This window comes from Micromonospora sp. WMMD723, from assembly GCF_049863385.1.
In the GTDB taxonomy this organism is placed as follows: Bacteria; Actinomycetota; Actinomycetes; order Mycobacteriales; family Micromonosporaceae; genus Micromonospora; species Micromonospora wenchangensis.
In genome coordinates, this window is record NZ_JBMKNR010000001.1 from 2947146 (window position 1) to 2963814 (window position 16669).

14 protein-coding genes and 1 tRNA gene are annotated in these 16669 nt (G+C 73.2%); 7 read left to right on the forward strand and 8 right to left on the reverse strand.

The window, feature by feature from the left end:
* Nucleotides 1–106: 106 nt before the first annotated feature.
* From ACN261_RS13490 to ACN261_RS13500, 3 genes are all read left to right on the forward strand, one after another.
* Nucleotides 107–190, forward strand: a tRNA-Leu gene (locus ACN261_RS13490).
* A 106-nt stretch (nt 191–296) separates the two neighbouring features.
* Entirely contained in the window at nt 297–1118 is an 822-nt protein-coding gene (locus ACN261_RS13495) for a Bax inhibitor-1/YccA family protein (protein WP_421485587.1), read from the forward strand.
* A 103-nt stretch (nt 1119–1221) separates the two neighbouring features.
* The gene (locus ACN261_RS13500) at nt 1222–1542 is read left to right on the forward strand and encodes a hypothetical protein (protein WP_425850327.1); all 321 of its coding nucleotides are present in this window, start codon (nt 1222–1224) and stop codon (nt 1540–1542) included.
* A gap of 3 nt (nt 1543–1545) precedes the next feature.
* On the opposite strand, the gene ACN261_RS13505 is transcribed toward ACN261_RS13500, so the two are convergent.
* The 3 genes from ACN261_RS13505 to ACN261_RS13515 all read right to left on the reverse strand — a co-directional run bounded on the left by ACN261_RS13505 (nt 1546) and on the right by ACN261_RS13515 (nt 4880).
* Nucleotides 1546–2808, reverse strand: coding sequence for an acetyl-CoA C-acetyltransferase (locus ACN261_RS13505; protein WP_421485589.1), 1263 nt, complete (start codon nt 2806–2808; stop codon nt 1546–1548).
* A gap of 133 nt (nt 2809–2941) precedes the next feature.
* Nucleotides 2942–3745 carry an SGNH/GDSL hydrolase family protein gene (locus tag ACN261_RS13510; RefSeq protein WP_204928294.1) on the reverse strand — a complete coding sequence of 268 codons (804 nt, stop codon included), beginning with the start codon at nt 3743–3745 and terminating at the stop codon, nt 2942–2944.
* Between the two features lie 85 nt (nt 3746–3830).
* The gene (locus ACN261_RS13515; protein ID WP_421485590.1) at nt 3831–4880 is read right to left on the reverse strand and encodes an SGNH/GDSL hydrolase family protein; all 1050 of its coding nucleotides are present in this window, start codon (nt 4878–4880) and stop codon (nt 3831–3833) included.
* A gap of 182 nt (nt 4881–5062) precedes the next feature.
* Between ACN261_RS13515 and ACN261_RS13520 the strand changes: the two genes are divergently transcribed.
* The 3 genes from ACN261_RS13520 to ACN261_RS13530 all read left to right on the forward strand — a co-directional run bounded on the left by ACN261_RS13520 (nt 5063) and on the right by ACN261_RS13530 (nt 7915).
* A complete protein-coding gene (locus ACN261_RS13520) occupies nt 5063–5419 on the forward strand; it encodes a YkvA family protein (RefSeq protein ID WP_357931790.1) in 357 nt (118 codons plus the stop codon).
* A gap of 75 nt (nt 5420–5494) precedes the next feature.
* Nucleotides 5495–6865, forward strand: a complete 1371-nt coding sequence (locus tag ACN261_RS13525; RefSeq protein ID WP_421485593.1) for a cystathionine beta-synthase — start codon at nt 5495–5497, stop codon at nt 6863–6865.
* A 159-nt stretch (nt 6866–7024) separates the two neighbouring features.
* A complete protein-coding gene (locus ACN261_RS13530; RefSeq protein ID WP_421485594.1) occupies nt 7025–7915 on the forward strand; it encodes a hypothetical protein in 891 nt (296 codons plus the stop codon).
* A 3-nt stretch (nt 7916–7918) separates the two neighbouring features.
* On the opposite strand, the gene ACN261_RS13535 is transcribed toward ACN261_RS13530, so the two are convergent.
* Nucleotides 7919–8437: a GNAT family N-acetyltransferase gene (locus ACN261_RS13535; protein ID WP_421485595.1), complete on the reverse strand. Its 519-nt coding sequence runs from the start codon at nt 8435–8437 to the stop codon at nt 7919–7921.
* The gene (locus ACN261_RS13540) at nt 8434–9363 is read right to left on the reverse strand and encodes a ribonuclease Z (protein ID WP_421485597.1); all 930 of its coding nucleotides are present in this window, start codon (nt 9361–9363) and stop codon (nt 8434–8436) included. Before ACN261_RS13540 ends, ACN261_RS13535 begins: the two co-directional genes overlap by 4 nt.
* 463 nt (nt 9364–9826) lie before the next feature.
* Between ACN261_RS13540 and ACN261_RS13545 the strand changes: the two genes are divergently transcribed.
* Nucleotides 9827–11545 (forward strand): alpha/beta hydrolase domain-containing protein, encoded by a 1719-nt coding sequence (locus ACN261_RS13545; protein ID WP_421485598.1) that lies wholly within the window; start codon nt 9827–9829, stop codon nt 11543–11545.
* A gap of 117 nt (nt 11546–11662) precedes the next feature.
* Here ACN261_RS13545 and ACN261_RS13550 read toward each other — a convergent pair whose 3' ends face one another.
* Genes ACN261_RS13550 through ACN261_RS13560 form a run of 3 tightly spaced genes read right to left on the reverse strand, consistent with a single transcriptional unit; the run spans nt 11663 to nt 16463 of the window.
* Entirely contained in the window at nt 11663–12838 is a 1176-nt protein-coding gene (locus tag ACN261_RS13550) for an osmoprotectant NAGGN system M42 family peptidase (protein WP_204928286.1), read from the reverse strand.
* The gene (gene ngg, locus ACN261_RS13555) at nt 12835–14670 is read right to left on the reverse strand and encodes an N-acetylglutaminylglutamine synthetase (protein WP_425850335.1); all 1836 of its coding nucleotides are present in this window, start codon (nt 14668–14670) and stop codon (nt 12835–12837) included. The genes ACN261_RS13550 and ngg overlap by 4 nt, the downstream gene beginning before the upstream one ends.
* A 2-nt stretch (nt 14671–14672) precedes the next feature.
* The gene (locus ACN261_RS13560) at nt 14673–16463 is read right to left on the reverse strand and encodes an N-acetylglutaminylglutamine amidotransferase (RefSeq protein WP_425850338.1); all 1791 of its coding nucleotides are present in this window, start codon (nt 16461–16463) and stop codon (nt 14673–14675) included.
* Nucleotides 16464–16669: the final 206 nt, after the last annotated feature.

Sequence of the window (16669 nt, forward strand, 5' to 3'; positions counted from 1 at the left end):
GGGGCGACCGGCGTTCGCCGTCCGGCACGCGTGGACGGGGTACGCCGGGGCGACGCGGAACGGCTACCGTGAGACTGCACCGTCGCGCATCGACGTGACGCGCCCCGCCCGGGTGGTGGAACGGCAGACACGGCCGCCTTAAAAGCGGCTGCCGCAAGGCGTGCGGGTTCGAGACCCGCCCCGGGCACCACACTCTCAGCTTTCCCACAGCCTCCCGACCGGCGGCGGTCGTGCCCCGGCGTTTACCCTGGAAGGGCACGTTTGCGTGCGACTGACCCCCTGAGGGAGGCCTGACAGTGAAGACCTCGAACCCGGTGCTCGCCCGGCTCGGCCAGGCGGCCGAGCGGGAGCGTTCCGCCGGGTACGCCCAGCCCGGGCCGTACGGTTACGGACAGCCCGGCATTCCGCAGCAGTACCCGGGCCAGCCGGGCTCCCCGGTCGCCCCGACGGTGTCCGGCACGATGACCGTCGACGACGTCGTCGTCAAGACCGTCGCGCTCCTGGCCATCCTCGGCGTCTCCGCCGCCGCCGCCTGGATCGTGGTGCCGGATTCGGTGCTCGGCGTCGCCTGGATCGGCGCCGCGATGGTCGGCCTGGTCCTCGGCCTGATCATCTCGTTCTCCCGGGTCGCCAACCCGGCCCTGGTCGTCGCGTACGCGATCGTCGAGGGCGCGTTCGTCGGCCTGGTCAGCAAGGTCTACGAGACGGCCTACGACGGCATCGTGCTCCAGGCCGTGGTCGCCACCTTCGGCGTCTTCTTCGTGATGACCATGCTCTACAAGGCGCGTGTCATCCGGGCCACCCCCAAGTTCGTCAAGGGCATGATCGCCGTGATGGCCGGCCTGTTCGCCGTCATGCTGATCAACCTGGTGCTCGCGCTGTTCGGCGTGAACACCGGCCTGCGCGACGGCAGCCCGCTGGCCATCGGGTTCAGCCTGGTCTGCATCGTGGTCGCCTCGCTGAGCTTCGTGCTCAGCTTCAAGGAGGTCGAGGACGGCGTCCGGATGGGGCTGCCGGCCCGCTACTCCTGGACCGCCGCGTTCGGCATCGTGGTCAGCCTGGTCTGGCTCTACCTGGAGATGCTGCGCCTGATCAGCTACTTCCAGGGCGACGACTGACGGTTTTCGCACCCGACGCCCGCCACCGCGACCCTGCGGTGGCGGGCGTCGTCGTCTGCGCGGCCGGCCCGGGGCCGGCAGGTGGTGCGTAGACTCGCCGACGATGAGCGCAGCGGAGTTGGACCGGGCGGTGACGTCGCTGGTCCGTCAGGTGGGGCACTGGCAGCAGCCACGCTGGGCGGCGGTCGCCGCGGGCGGCAACGTGTCCCGGGCCGACCTGGTGCACAAGCTGGTGCAGGAGATCGCCGACCTGGCTGCCGACGCGGAGGGCGGGCCGCGGCGGGACGTACCCCGGCTGGCGCATCCGATGGCGCTGCCCGACCAGCTCCGGCTGGTCGCGGCGGACCTGGTCGCGGCCGGTCCGCCGGAGGCGGTGCTGGCCGGGGCCGCCGCCCTGGTGGCGGCGACCCGCAGCGCGCTGTAGGGCTCAGCTCAGCCGTTCGAGCACCATCGCCATGCCCTGACCGCCACCGACGCACATGGTCTCCAGGCCGATCGTCGCGTCGTGCCACTGCAGGGCGTTGAGCAGGGTGCCGGTGATCCGGGCGCCGGTCATCCCGAACGGGTGGCCGACGGCGATCGCCCCGCCCATCACGTTGACCTTGTCCTGCGGGATGCCGAGCTGCCGGTACGACGGGATCACCTGGGCGGCGAACGCCTCGTTGATCTCGACCAGGTCGACGTCGTCGACGGTCATCCCGGCCCGGCGCAGCGCCTGCCGGGACGCCTCGACCGGGCCGAGGCCCATGATCTCCGGCGACAGGGCGGTGACGCCTGTGGAGACGATCCGGGCCAGCGGGGTCAGCCCCAGCTCGTCGGCCCGCTGGGCGCTCATCACCACCACGGCGGCGGCACCGTCGTTGAGCGGGCAGCAGTTGCCGGCGGTGATCCGGCCGTCCGGGCGGAAGACCGGTTTCAGCCCGGCCACCGCCTCCGGGGTGACCCCGGCGCGCGGCCCGTCGTCGGTGTCGACCACGCTGCCGTCCGGCGTGGTGACCGGGGTGATCTCCCGGGCCCAGAAGCCGTCGGCGATGGCCTTCTCGGCGAGGTTCTGGCTGCGGACGCCGAACGCGTCCATCTCCTCCCGGGTGACGTCGTACACCTGGGCCAGGTTCTCCGCCGTCTGCCCCATGGCGAGGTAGATGTCGGGGAGCTGCCCGGCCTCACGCGGGTCGGTCCACACCTCGGCGTCGCCCTGCGCGCGGGCCGCCGACCGCTGCCGCGCCTCGGCGAAGCGCGGGTTCTCCCAACCGCCGCCGACCAGCTCCTGCGCCTCGGGCGGCAGGGTGTCGGAGTTGCCCCGGGCGTACCGGGACACCATCTCGACCCCGGCGGAGACGAAGACGTCGCCCTCGCCGGCCCGGATCGCGTGCATCGCCATCCGGGTGGTCTGCAACGACGACGCGCAGTAGCGGGTCAGCGTGGCCCCGGGCAGCCCGTCCAGGCCCATCAGGGTGGCGACCACCCGGGCCATGTTGAAGCCCTGCTCGCCGCCGGGCAGCCCGCACCCGAGGTAGAGGTCGTCGATGGTGGTCGGGTCGAGCCCGGGAACCTTGTCCAGCGCGGCCTTCACGATGGTGGCGGCGAGGTCGTCCGGGCGGACCTCGCGCAGCGAACCCTTGAACGCACGGCCGATGGGGGACCGGGCGGTGGCGACGATGACGGCGTCGCGGGACGACTCAATCGGCATGAACCAACGTTAACTTGACGGTAACTTGGCGCGGAAGGACGCCGACCAGCGGGAAATGTCACCCGTGCCGGCCCGGTCGGACCCGCCCGCCGGCCGCGACCCGTCGCAGCCGGCGGGATGGGATCGATGCCGGTCAGTGCCGGGAGGCGACGTTCGCGGCGGCGACGACCGCCGGCAACAGGGCGTGCGCCCAGACCCGGTACCCGTCGGCGGACGGGTGGAAGCCGTCGTGGCAGAGCGTCCCCGCGTCGGCCCGGAACACCGGCCCGGTCTCCGTACCCAGGTCGACGACCGTGCCGCCGGCCTCCAGCACGGCGGCGGTCTGCGCCCGCGCGACCCGCCGGCCCGACCAGCCGATCACCTGCCGCAGCGGCGGGGCCACCGCGCGCACCGCGCCCAGGTCCGGGCAGGTGCCGACGACGACCTCGACCCGCGCCTCCCGCAGCCGGCGTACCGCCGAGGCGAGGTACGCCGCCGCCTCCGCCGGCCGGCTCATCGCCGTGGCGTCGTTCGCCCCGATCAGCACCACCGCGACGTCCGGCCGGTCACCCAGCAGCGCCCGGGCCACCTGGGTGGACAGGTCGGTGGAGCGGGACCCGGAGACCCCCACGCTGGACAGGTGCACCCGACGGCCGGTCGGCCCCTCGGTCAACAGGTGGGCGAGCTGACCGCCGACCGTTTCGTCGAAGCGGGCCACCCCGACGCCGAGCGCCGAGGAGTCACCCAGCAGCACCAGCCGCAGCAGCGGGGCACCGACCCGGCCGACCGTGGCCCGCAGCGCCAGCCCCAGCTCCGGCTGGGCGTAGTCGCGGTTACGGGCCGCCACCGCCTGACCGGCGAGCACCGCCGCACCACCGATCGTCCCGGCGACCAGGGAGACCGCAGCGGCCTTGCCGAGGCGTACGGCCAGCTCGCCGCCGAGCGAGCGGCCCGTCACGGTGTCACCGCCCGGACGCCCACGGCGGCGGTGACCGGCCCGGCGGGGCACCCCCGGCACCCGGTGGTTCGCTCGCTGCGCTCGCTCATGCCAGTCCCTCCAGTTGGGGTGAGTCGGCGGCGGTGCCGGGTTGCGGCACCGGGCCGACGCCGAAGAAGGCCCGCCGCCGTAGCTGCGCCCAGCGGCCGGCCGGGCCGTGGTCCCGGCCACGGACCTGCGTGCCGCTGACCTCCGTGCCGGCGGTGCGGGCCGCCTCGTGGGCCGCCTGGGGCAGCGACCGTACGCCCTCGCCCGGGGCCAGCATCGGCCGGCGCTCCCCGCTACCGAGCGCCGACAGCACGGTCGGCAGGAGCGCGGCGGCGGCCATCGCGTAACCCTCGGCGGAGGGATGGAACCGGTCCCAGGCGAACATCCGGGTCGGTTCGGCGGCGAACCGGGGGCCGAGCAGGTCACCGAGGGAGACCGTCCACCCGCCCGCCTCGACCACCGCGACCGTCTGGGCGGTGGCGAGCTGCCGGCTCCACCGGCGGGCCAGCCAGCGCAACGGGGGCTGGATCGGCCGGATCGCGCCCAGGTCGGGGCAGGTGCCGACGACCACCTCGCAACCGGCGGCGCGCAGCGTGCGGACCGCGTCGACCAGGTGGCGGACCGCGACGGAGTAGGGCGTGCGGTTGGTGATGTCGTTGCCGCCGACCAGGATCACCGCGACGTCCGGCGTGCACTCCAGGGCCGCCTCGACCTGTGGGCGCAGACCTGCGGAGAGCGCGCCGACCACGGCGAAGCGGTGCACCCGTACGGCCCGGTGCAGCCGCCGGGACAGCCCGGTGGCCAGCAGCGAGCCCAGGGTCTCGCGGCGTCGCGCCACCCCGTAGCTGGCGGCGGAGGAGTCGCCGAGGATCACCATGGTCAGCGGTGGGCCGGGGATCTTGGCACCGTAGACGCCGTCGCAGCGCGGGGGCGGGGCCTGCGCCATCGGGATGGTGCGCCGGGCCTGCCGGGCCTGCCCGAGCAGCACGCCGCCGGTCGCGGCGACGGCCGCCGCGGTGGCACCCGTGCCGATCGCCGCCAGCCGGGCCACCTGCCGGGCGCGGTGCCAGCGCGGACCGGGCGGTACGACGGAACCTGCCACCCCCATACAGCGACATTATCGCGCCGCAGCGTCACCCCGCCTCCGTCGGGACGGCCGGTTTTCGGGGCTGGGCGGCGACGGTTCTGGGTACCTGATCCGGGGGCGGGGCCCACCCGTGGTCGCCCGCCGCAGGTGGCGACGGCTTGCGCGGGCCAGTCACGCTGGTCGGTGGAGAGGGGCTGGATGAGATGGGTAGGACATTGAAGCGCACCGCGGCCTTCACGGCGCTGGCCCGGTCGCTGGCGGCCGGCGCCCGGGGTGGTCCGTCGCTGGGCACCCGGCTGGCGGCGCTGCCCCGGATGATCCGGGCCACCGCCCGGGGCGAGTACGACGGCGGCCTCCGGCTGGCGATGATGACGGCGGCGACGGTCTACGTCGTGTCGCCCGTCGACCTGGTGCCGGAGCTGTTCCTGACCGTGCTCGGTCTGGTGGACGACGCCGTCATGGTCACCTGGCTGGCCGGCAGCGTGCTGTCGGAGACCGAGCGCTTCCTGGAGTGGGAGGCCCGCCGGGCCTCCGTCATCCCCGGTCATGTGACCCTCTGAGGGCACGTACGCTGAGCGACGAAGGACCGTCTGCCAGGCCGCCGTCCCCGGCGCCGCAACGAAGGGCACAACGAGGTGCAGTACTACGACAACGTCGTCGACCTGATCGGTAACACCCCGCTGGTGCGGCTGCGCAACGTCACCGCGGGCATCCGGGCGACCGTGCTGGCCAAGGTGGAGTACCTCAACCCGGGCGGCTCGGTGAAGGACCGGATCGCCCTGCGGATGGTCGAGGACGCCGAGGCCGCCGGGATCCTCCGGCCCGGGGGCACGATCGTCGAGCCGACCAGCGGCAACACCGGGGTCGGGCTGGCGCTGGTCGCCCAGCTCAAGGGCTACCACTGCGTCTTCGTCTGCCCCGACAAGGTCAGCCAGGACAAGCAGGACGTGCTGCGGGCGTACGGGGCCGAGGTGGTGGTCTGCCCGACCGCCGTCGCCCCGGAGGACCCCCGGTCGTACTACAACGTCTCCGACCGGCTGGCCCGGGAGATCCCCGGCGCGTGGAAGCCCGACCAGTACAGCAACCCGGCCAACCCGCGCTCGCACTACGAGACGACCGGGCCGGAGCTGTGGAAGCAGACCGGGGGCGGGCTCACCCACTTCGTGGCCGGGGTCGGCACCGGCGGCACCATCTCCGGCATCGGGCGCTACCTCAAGGAGGCGTCCGAGGGGCGGGTGAGGGTGATCGGGGCGGACCCGGAAGGGTCGGTCTACTCCGGCGGCACCGGCCGGCCGTACCTGGTCGAGGGGGTCGGCGAGGACTTCTGGCCCGAGACGTACGACCGGGGGATCGCCGACGAGATCGTCGAGGTCTCCGACAAGGCGTCCTTCGAGATGACCCGACGGCTGGCCCGCGAGGAGGGCCTGCTGGTCGGCGGCTCCTGCGGGATGGCCGTGGTGGCGGCGCTGGAGGTGGCCCGCGCCGCCGGCCCGGACGACGTGGTCGTGGTGCTGCTGCCGGACAGCGGCAAGGGCTACCTGTCCAAGATCTTCAACGACCGGTGGATGGCCCGGTACGGCTTCCTCGACCACTCCGGCACCGAGCCGACCGTCGCCGACGCGCTGGCGAGCAAGCCGGGTGGCCTGCCCGAGCTGGTGCACGTGCACCCGACCGAAACGGTCCGCGACGCCATCGACTACATGCGCGAGTACGGCGTCTCCCAGCTCCCGGTGCTCAAGGCCGAGCCGCCGGTGGTGACCGGGGAGGTGGCCGGCTCGATCGCCGAACGGGATCTGCTGGACGCCCTGTTCACCGGTCAGGCGCACCTGCACGACACCATCGAACGGCACATGGCCGACCCGCTGCCGATGATCGGTGGCGGTCAGCCGGTGAGCGAGGCGGTGAGCATGCTGGAGAAGTCCGACGCGGCGCTGGTGCTGGTCGACGGCAAGCCCAAGGGCGTACTGACCCGGCAGGACCTGCTCGCCCACCTCGGCGCGCACTGACCCGACACACCTGCGGGGCCCCTTCCGGTGGGAGGGGCCCCGCAGGTGTGCCCGGGGCGACAGTTCACAGCCGTGGCACAGGAGCGGCACAGAGCGCGTCCGTGCAGCCTGCCTACCGTCGGGACCAGCCGAGAGGCACCGACCCACGGGAGGAACGACATGCGCCACGACCTCGACCACCACGAGGGGCAACGGGTCAGCCGTCGCCGGTTGATCGCCGGAGTCGGCTCGATCGGCCTGGCCGGTCTGCTCGCCGCCTGCGGCCGGGACGGCGGCACGGTCACCACGTCGACCGGGGAAACCGTGTCCCCGCAGGCGACCGCCAGCACGTCGGCCGACCTGGCCGCGCTGTTCGGCGCGGCGAACACCTGCACGTTGACCGCGAGCACCACGCAGGGCCCGTACTACTTCGACGCCGACAAGATCCGCAGTGACATCCGGGAGGACCGGGCGGGTACCCGGCTGCGGGTGGCGATCCGGGTGCAGGACAGTGAGCAGTGCGGGCCGCTGGCCGACGCGGTCGTGGAGATCTGGCACTGTGACGCGGCGGGCCTCTACTCGGGGGCCGAGGCCCAGTCGTCCGGCGCGTCCGGCGGCGTCCCGCCCGGTGGCGCGTCGGGGGGCAACCCGCCCACCGGCAACCCACCGGGTGGTGACGCGGCCCCGGGCGGTGGCGCGCAGGGGTCGGCGGCGGACCTGACGCCGACCGACGACAAGCGCTACCTGCGCGGTGCCCAGGTCACCAACGCCGACGGGATCGTCGAGTTCACCACCGTCTGGCCGGGCTGGTACCGGGGCCGCACCACGCACATCCACGCGATGGTGCACGTGGGCGACGACCGGGTGCTCACCACCCAGATGATGTTCGACGAGGCCCTCAACAGCCGGGTGTACGCCGCCGCGCCGTACGCCGCGCACACCGGGCGGGACACCTTCAACGACAACGACACCATCTTCGCCGAGACCATGCTGATGAAGGTGGTCGAGGACGGCGACGGGTATCTCTCAGTGATCAACTTCTCGGTCGACGCGGACCGGGACGGCACCTGACGGTCAGCAGCCCGGTAGCTGCCGGGCGTAGCGCAGCTGCGGGGTGCGGGCGGGGCCGATCCGTTCCTCCCGACGATCGCCGGTGGCCCGCCAGCCGCCGCGCTCGTAGAAGTGCCGGGCCGGGGCGTTGCTCTCCAGCACCCACAGCACCGCCCGCCGCCAGCCCCGGGCCCGCATGGTGTCCAGCGCGTCGACCATCAGTGCCCGGCCGGTGCCCCGGCCCCGTTCGGCCGGGTCGAGGTGGATGGCGTTGAGCAGCCCGGTCGCCGGGTCGCCCTCGTCGTCCGGGCCGAGGTAGCTGAACCCGACCAGCCGGCCGTCCCGCTCGGCCACGGTCATCAGGTGCTCGTCGCGCTCCCACGTCCACCGCTGCACCCAGTACGCCCCCATCGCCTCGGGCGTCGGGTCGGCCAGCGCCTCCGGCGGCAGGAACGACGAGTACGCCGCGATCCGGGACCGCTGGTGCAGGGCGCCCACCGGCACCAGGTCGTCGGCGACGGCGGGACGGAGCGTGACGGTCACCCGGCCGAGGCTACCCGTCGGGGCGGGACGGGCACGGTGGTCAGGTCCTCGGCGATCACCAGCTCCCCGGCGAAGTGCCCACGGGCCTCGTCGTGGAAGCGGTGCGGGTCGGCGTACCGCTGGGAGAAGTGGGTGAGCACCAGCGTGCGTACCCCCGACTCGGTGGCGACCCGGGCGGCCTGGCCGGCGGTCAGGTGGCCGACCTCGGCGGCGAGCGCGGCCTCCGACTCCAGGAACGTCGACTCGATGACCAGCAGGTCGGCGTGCTCGGCGAGGGCGTACACCCCGTCGCAGAGGCCGGTGTCCATCACGAAGGCGAACCGCTGCCCCGGCCGGACGACGCTCACCTCGTCCCGGGTGACGCGGCGTCCGCCGACGTCCAGGTGCCCGACGCGCAGCAGTTCCCCGACGGCCGGCCCACCGATGCCGTACGCGGACAGCCGCTCCGGCAGCATCCGGCAGCCGTCCGGCTCGACCAGCCGGTAGCCGTACGTCTCGATCGGGTGCCGCAGCCGGCGGGCCTCCAGCGTGCCGACGCCCAGGGTGATCCGCTGCCCGTCGGCGGCGATCGGCTCGACGGCCAGCTCGGCGGTCTCGTGGAAGCTGCTGGCGTGCCGCAGCCGGGCGAAGTATTCCGCGCCACCGGCGGGGAAGTGCACCGCCACCGGGTGCGGCACCCGGTCCAGGGAGAGCCGCTGGATGGTGCCGGGCAGGCCGAGGCAGTGGTCGCCGTGGAAATGGGTGACGCAGATCCGGGTGAGGTCGGTGGCGGTGATCCCGGTGTGCAGGAGTTGGCGCTGGCTGCCCTCGCCGGGGTCGAAGAGGATCACCTCGTCGTCCCAGCGCAGCACGTAACCGTTGTGGTTGCGCAGCCGGGTGGGGGTCTGGCTGGCCGTGCCGAGCACCGTCAGCTCCCGCATGGACACGGCCGGACCTCCCCCGGGAACGAAGCGACCCCCGGGGCTTCCGTGCTCGCGCACGGGCCGACTGGACTGGGTCGGCACCCCGGGGGTCGGGTGGCTGTCGTGGATTCGCCGCACCGCTGCCACACGGTCTCGACGATCATGCTTGGTCGTTCACTGTCGAGGACAGCGGCTAGCGGACAGCCACCTCACGAGTCCGATTGCTATACAAGTCTGGACCACCTCCTTTCCCGTGTACCGCCACGCTACCCACTGCACCCCGGGTGCCGGTAGTGATTTTTCGCGCGATCCTGCGGCCGGGGACCCGCCCGCCGACCCGATGGACTTTTGTCGGGTCGCGCGAAAGTTCGTGCTCATCTGGCCTATCTTTCACCTGAAGCGAGCATTACTGTCTGCCCCACAGTGGCCACCTCCCGCCGCTGTCCGCCCGAGCCGTCCCCTCGGTCGCTCCCCCGTGAGGTGAACCGTGCCCGTTTCGTCCACCACCCGCAGGAACACCCGACGATCCCTGACCCTCGGCCTGGTCGGCGCGCTGGCCGTCGCCGCCGGCCCGGTCCCCCCGGCGGGTGCCGCCCCGCCGGCCACCACCCGGCCGTCCACCGCCACCGGCGCGACCGTGGCGAACCCGGTGGTCGCCGGGCCGATCGCCCGGACCACCCCGGTCGGCGACCCCGGCCACGGCTACCCGTTCCTCGCCACCGACGTCAACCTGGCCGCCGCCGGCTACGTCGAGGAGGAGTTCTTCCTCTTCGGCACCGCCACCCGGTACGCCGTGCAGGGCACCCAGAACGCGACGACCATCGCCACCGACCAGCCGTACGGCACCCGGCTGGTGGTGAGGCGGCCCGCCAACACCAAGAAGTTCAACGGCGTGGTGATCGCCGAGTGGAACAACGTCAGCAACCAGTGGGACCAGGAGGTCGACTGGTTCCAGTCGCACGAGCACCTGATCCGCTCGGGCTACGCCTGGGTCGGGGTCTCCGCCCAGCGGGCCGGGCTGCACTCGGCCACCGGGCTCAAGGCGTGGAGCCCCGCCCGGTACGGCCCGCTGGACGTCACCGTGGGCGGCACCGTCACCGACGACAGCCTCTCGTACGACATCTTCAGCCAGGCGGTGAAGGCGGTCCGCAACCCGACAGGCGTCGACCCGCTGGGCAAGCTGCCCGCCCCGCAGTACGTGATCGCCACCGGCCACTCGCAGTCCGCCGGTCGCCTCGCCAACTACTACAACGGCGTCCAGCAGTCGGCGAACGTGCTCGACGCGGTCGTCCTGCACGGCGGTGGTGGGGTGCTGCGCACCGACCTGGCGACGCCGGTGTTCCGGATCAACTCCGAGGGGGACGTGGCCAGCGGCATCCTGCCGGCGGCGGCCCGCGCCCAGGCCGACTCGGCCGTCCTGCGGTCCTGGGAGGTCGCCGGCGCGTCGCACGGCGACTGGAAGCTGATCACCGACTACGGGCCGCTGCGCAAGCGGGACATCGGCAGCTACCCGGGTGGCTACCCGGGCGAACCGCAGACCTGCACGCTGCCCTCGCTGTCGCGGGTCCCGCAGCACATGGTGCAGAACGCCGTCTACGACCACACCGTCGCCTGGGTCGCCCAGCAGGTGGCCCCGCCGAGCGCCCCGCCGATCCGGACGACCACGACGACCCCGCCGGCCGTCGCCCGCGACGACCTGGGGCTCGCCCTCGACGGCATCCGGCTCGCCCAGCACCACGTGCCGCTGCGGGTCAACAGCGGCAGCAACACCGGGCCCGGCTTCTGCTTCCTCGACGGCAGTTCCGTGCCGTTGACCGACGCGCAGCTCGCCGCCCGCTACCCGACCGTCGGGGCGTACGTGGACGCGAGCGTCGCGGCCACCCTCGCCGCCGCCGACGCCGGCTACCTGCCCGCGTCGTTCACCCGCGACCCCGCCTGGTACTCCGACCTGCGTGACCTGATCACCGAGTACGTCGCCGCCGGCCGGATCACCGAGTACGTGGCGGCCCGGCTGACCGACCGGCTCCAGCGGGCCGAGCAGGCCGGCACCGCCGGCAACGCGGCCCGCGCCGGTGAACTGCTGGGACAGTTGGCCGACCGGGCGGAACAGCGGATCACCGGCGACCCGGCCGCCCGGGACGCGGTGCTGCGGGTGACCGAGGCGCTGATCGCCCTGCTCGACGCGGCGGAACGCCGCAACCGGTGACCCGACCGTAAGGACCGACGCCACGGTGAGGGGCCGGGGCGGCCGGTGGGCGGCGGGCACGACGCGTGATGTCGTGCCCGCCGTTGCGCGGTGCCCGGCAGTGCGGCCAGCAGCCGGTCAGTCGATGCCGATCGGGCCCTCGCGGGGGCCGTCCTCGCTGGCCGGCTGCACCGCCAGCGACGGGAAGTCGGCCAGGTCGCCCTCCGGCTCGGCGTCCCACTCGGGGAAGACCAGGTCGCTCTGGAGATAGAGGCAGAGCAACTGGGTCAGGTGACGCAGCCCGTCGAGGTGGGTGCGCTCGTGGCCGTGGGTGGCGTCCACCCCGAAACCGAGCAGCGCCACCCGGGCGTGCGCGCCCGCCTCGACCGCCGCCGCCACGTCCGAGCGGTAGTAGTCGAAGACGTCGCGGACCAGGTCCACCCCGTGTTCCCGGGCGATGGTGGCCAGGTTACGGGTCAGGTGGTAGTCGAACGGGCCGACCCCGTCGCCCATCGCCAGGGTCGCCGCGTTCTCCCGGGACTGCTGGCCCGGCGCGACCACCGCCGCGTCCACCGAGACGATCTCGGCGACGTCCGGGTCCAGGCCGTGGCTGGCCCCGTGGCCGATCTCCTCGGTCACCGTGACCAGCAGGTGGGCGGTGACGGTGGGGGTGATGCCGGCGTCCACCACCGCCTTGAACGCGGTCAGCACCGCCGCCACCCCGGCCTTGTCGTCCAGGTGCCGGGACTTCACGTACCCGGACGGGGTGACCATCGGGTTGGGCAGGAACGCCACGAAGTCGCCCGCGTCGATGCCCAGCGCCCGCAGGCCCGCGATGTCCTCGACCGGCTCGTCGACCCGGACCTCGACGTGTTCCCAACCGACGCCCTGCAGGTCGACGTCGTCGTTGTAGCGGTGCCCACTGGCCTTCAACGGCAGCACCTGCCCGGTGACCACCCGGTCCAGGTCGTCGGTGAAGATCCGCACGTGTGCGCCCTCGGCGAACCGGGCCGAGTGGGTGCCGATGGTCTTCAGCTCCAGCCGGCCGTTCTCCTTGAGCCGCTTGACCATCCCGCCGATGGTGTCGGTGTGCACCACGATCGCCCGGTCGGCACCCGTCTGCCGGGGGCCGGGCAGGCAGGCGCTGAGCGCCCCCCGCCGGGTCAGCGTGGACGGGATGCCCAGCGCGGACAGGCGTTCCCCCACGTACTGCTGCACGTGGTCGGTACGCCCCGACGGGCTGGGGATGTCCAGCAACTCCACCAGCACCTGACGGAGGTAGTCCAGATCGATGTCGAGGGGCTTGAGGCTCACGCGACCCCTCCGGGCCCGGCCGGGCTCCAGAGGCGCTGCGGGGCCCGGGTGCCCGGGAAGAGCAGGTCCACGAAGCGCTCGGCGGTCGGCTGGGGCTCGTGGTTGGCCAGCCCCGGCCGCTCGTTCGCCTCGATGAACACGTGCTCGGGCTGGTCGGGGGCGGGGACCAGCAGGTCCAGCCCGGTCACCGGAATGTCCAGGGCCCGGCTCGCCGCCACGCAGGCAGTGGCGATCGCCGGGTGCAGTTCGGCCGTCACGTCGTGGATTGTGCCACCGGTGTGGAGGTTCGCCGTCCGGCGCACCGCCAACACCTGACCCTCGGGCAGCACGTCGTGCATCCGGTGCCCGGCCTCGGCCACCACCTCGCGGGTCATCTCGTCGATCGGGATGCGGGACTCGCCGCCGGTGGCGGCGGCCCGTCGCCGGCTCTGCCGCTCGATCAGCTCGGTGACGTCGTGCACCCCGTCGCCGGTGATCTGCGCCGGTCGGCGCACGGCGGCGGCCACCACCTCGTGGTCGATCACGATCACCCGCAGGTCCTCGCCCGCGCGCAGCTCCTCGATCAGCACGTCCGGGCAGAACCGGCGGGCCAGCTCGACGGCGGCGGCCAGCGCCTCGGCGGTGCGTACCCCGACGGTGATGCCGTTGCCCTGCTCGCCCCGGGCCGGCTTGACCACCACCGGGCCGACGTCGGTGAGGAAGGCCAGGTCGTCGGGGTCGCCGGTGGCGGTCCGGCCGCGCGGCACCGACAGGCCCGCCTCGGTGAGGATGCGCCTGGTGACCCGCTTGTCGTCGCAGCGGCTCATCGCCACCGCCGAGGTCAGCTCGGACAGCGACTCCCGGGTGACGATCGTCCGGCCGCCGTTGGTCAGCCGCAGCTCACCCCAGTGCGCGTCGGTGACCTCCACCCGGATGCCGCGCCGCATCGCCTCGTCGGCGACGATCTTCGCGTACGGGTTCAGCTCGTCGTAGCCCACCGGGGCGGACGGCAGGAACAGCCGTTCGTTGATCGGGTTCTTCCGCTTGACGCAGAGCGTCCCGGTGCGGTGGAAGCCCAGCCGCTCGTAGAGCCGGATCGCGCCGGAGTTCTCGGCCAGCACCGACAGGTCGACGAACGCGCGCCCCCGCTCGTCGAGCCGGTCGGCCAGCTCGGTGAGCAGGGCCTGACCGGTGCCGGGCGGGGCGGTGTTGAAGTCGACGGTCAGGCACCACAGGCTCGCGCCGTTCTCCCGGTCGCCGAAGACCGCCACGTGGTCGACGCCGGTGATGGTGCCGACGATCTCCCCGGTGCTCGCCTCGGCCACCAGGTGCAGGAACCGGTCGGTGCCGGCGTTGTCGACGAGCACCTCCACCGGCGCGGTGACCATGCCGTTGCGGGCGTAGATCCGGTTCACCGCGTCGGCGTCGGCGTCGTCGGCGTCGCGCAGCGGCCGGACGACCAACCCCGGGATCTCCATCCGCCCGGTGGCCGCCGGGCGGCGCTCGCCCAGCGGCAGCCGGTAGGTCAGCGACGGGTCGATGAACAGCTCGTCGGGCAGCCGGGACACCAGCACGTGCGGGTCGCGCAGGTAGATGCAGATGTCCCGGGCACCGGCCGCCTCGGACCGCAGCACGTGGGCCACCGCGACCTGCTCGTGGAAGGTCTGGCCGAAGACCAGCCGCCCCCAGCCGCAGTCCAGGACCACGTCGGACGGCCCGGCCGGTTCCCGGCGCGGCTCCGGGGCGGTGGCCGGCGCGACCGGGTCACCGCCGGGGCCGATCCGTTCCCGGCGGCGGCCGAGCACCCGCTCCCGGTCGGTACGGGCCGTGCCGGTCGCGAGGGTCTCGTTCACGGTCAGTCGATTCCGTGGCTCTGGAGCCACATTTCCAGGAGTCCCAGTTGCCACAGTTTGTTTCCGTTCAACGGGGTCAGTTCGGCGTTCGGGTCGGCGAGCAGCGCATTGACGTAGTCGGCACGGAACAGGTCGCGGCGGCGGGCCTGCGGCGCGGTGAGCGCGTCGCGGACCCGGTCGAGGAGCTTGCCCTCCAGGTGGGTCAGGCCGGGCACCGGGAAGTAGCCCTTGGGGCGGTCGATCACCTCGTGCGGCAGGACCCGGCGGCCGATCTCCTTGAGCACGCCCTTGCCACCCTGGGCCAGCTTCAGCTCGGGCGGGCAGCTCGCCGCCAGCTCCACGAACTCGTGGTCGAGGAACGGCACCCGGGCCTCCAGGCCGTGCGCCATGGTCATGTTGTCGACCCGCTTCACCGGGTCGTCGGTGAGCATGATCTGGGTGTCGATCCGCAGGCCGGCGTCGACGGCGGTCTGCGCCCCGGCCCGGCCCAGGTGAGCGGCGACGAACTCGCGCGCCGGGTCGCCGTCGGCCAGCCAGTCCGGGTTGAGCACCCGGGCCAGCCCGGCCGCGTCCCGGTCGAAGAACGCCTTCGCGTACGAGTCGAGGGCCTGCTCCCGGTCGATGCCGGCCAGCGGCGGGTACCAGTGGTAGCCGCCGAGGATCTCGTCCGCGCCCTGGCCGGACTGGACCACCTTGACGTGTCGGGACACCTCCTGGCTGAGCAGGTAGAACGCGACGCAGTCGTGGCTGACCATCGGCTCGCTCATCGCGGCCACCGCCGCCTCCAGCGGCGGCACCAGGTCACCGGCGGCCACCTTGAGCTGGTGGTGGTCGGTGCCGAACGTCTGCGCCACCAGGTCGGAGTAGACGAATTCGTCGCCCTCCCGGCCGCCGACGGCGTCGAAACCGATGGAGAAGGTGGACAGCCCGGAGCGGGTCTGTCCCTCGCCGGCCAGCAGCGCCACCACCAGGCTGGAGTCCAGGCCGCCGGAGAGCAGCACCCCCACCGGCACGTCGGCGACCATCCGGCGGCGTACGGCGGTGGTCAGCGACTCGAGCAGGGCGTCCTCCCAGTCGCGGGCCGACCAGTCGGCGCGCGACGCGTCCCGGGTGAAGGACGGGTCCCAGTAGACCCGCTCGTGGGTGCGGCCGTCCGGCTCGTAGACCCGGACGGTGGCCGGGGGGAGCTTGGTGACACCGCGCAGGATGGTGCGCGGCGGCGGCACGATGCTGTGGAAGCTGAGGTAGTGCGACAGCGCCACCGGGTCGATGGCGGTGTCGACCCCGCCGCCGGCCAGCAGGGCGGGCAGGGTGCTGGCGAAGCGCACCACGCCCGGCGTCTCGGCCAGGTAGAGCGGCTTGATGCCGAGCCGGTCCCGGGCCAGCACGAGGCGGCCGGTGTCCCGCTCGGTGATCGCGACGGCGAACATGCCGATCAGGTGGTCGACGAAGTCGAGCCCCCACTGCGCGTACGCCTTGACCACCACCTCGCTGTCCCCGGAGGAGAAGAAGCGGTGCCCCAGGGCCTGCAACTCCTGGCGCAGCTCGCGGTAGTTGTAGATGCAACCGTTGAACACTCCGGTGAGCCCGGCGGCCGGGTCGACGATCGGTTGCCCGCTGGCGGCGGAGAGGTCGATGATCTTCAAGCGGCGGTGCCCGAGGGCGGTGGCCCCCTGTGACCACACTCCGCTGTCGTCGGGCCCCCGGTCACTCATCGTGGCCGCCATGCGTTCCACCGCCGACACGTCGGCCCGGGAACCGTCACGGCGGAACTCTCCCGCAAGTCCGCACATGCCAGCCAATGCTGCCAGAGGTTGTTGCACTTCGCCTGTTGAGCCGATGTCGGCCGTGTTACGGGACTGCTAGTATGTGCGCCACTCACCGTGACGGTGCCGCCCGGGCCGACGTTCCTGCCCGAAGCCCGGGGGATGCCCGATTCGCCCCGGGCCCGCGATGTGACAAACGCCGCAGGCCCGGAAATCGGCCGCCGGGCGGGTCG

Coding starts and splice junctions, on each gene's coding strand:
- ACN261_RS13500 (WP_425850327.1), top strand. CDS start 1,222: ATGAGCGCAGCGGAGTTGGACCGGGCGGTGACGTCGCTGGTCCGTCAG.
- ACN261_RS13505 (WP_421485589.1), bottom strand. CDS start 2,808: ATGCCGATTGAGTCGTCCCGCGACGCCGTCATCGTCGCCACCGCCCGG.
- ACN261_RS13520 (WP_357931790.1), top strand. CDS start 5,063: ATGGGTAGGACATTGAAGCGCACCGCGGCCTTCACGGCGCTGGCCCGG.
- ACN261_RS13515 (WP_421485590.1), bottom strand. CDS start 4,880: ATGGGGGTGGCAGGTTCCGTCGTACCGCCCGGTCCGCGCTGGCACCGC.
- ACN261_RS13560 (WP_425850338.1), bottom strand. CDS start 16,463: ATGTGCGGACTTGCGGGAGAGTTCCGCCGTGACGGTTCCCGGGCCGAC.
- ACN261_RS13530 (WP_421485594.1), top strand. CDS start 7,025: ATGCGCCACGACCTCGACCACCACGAGGGGCAACGGGTCAGCCGTCGC.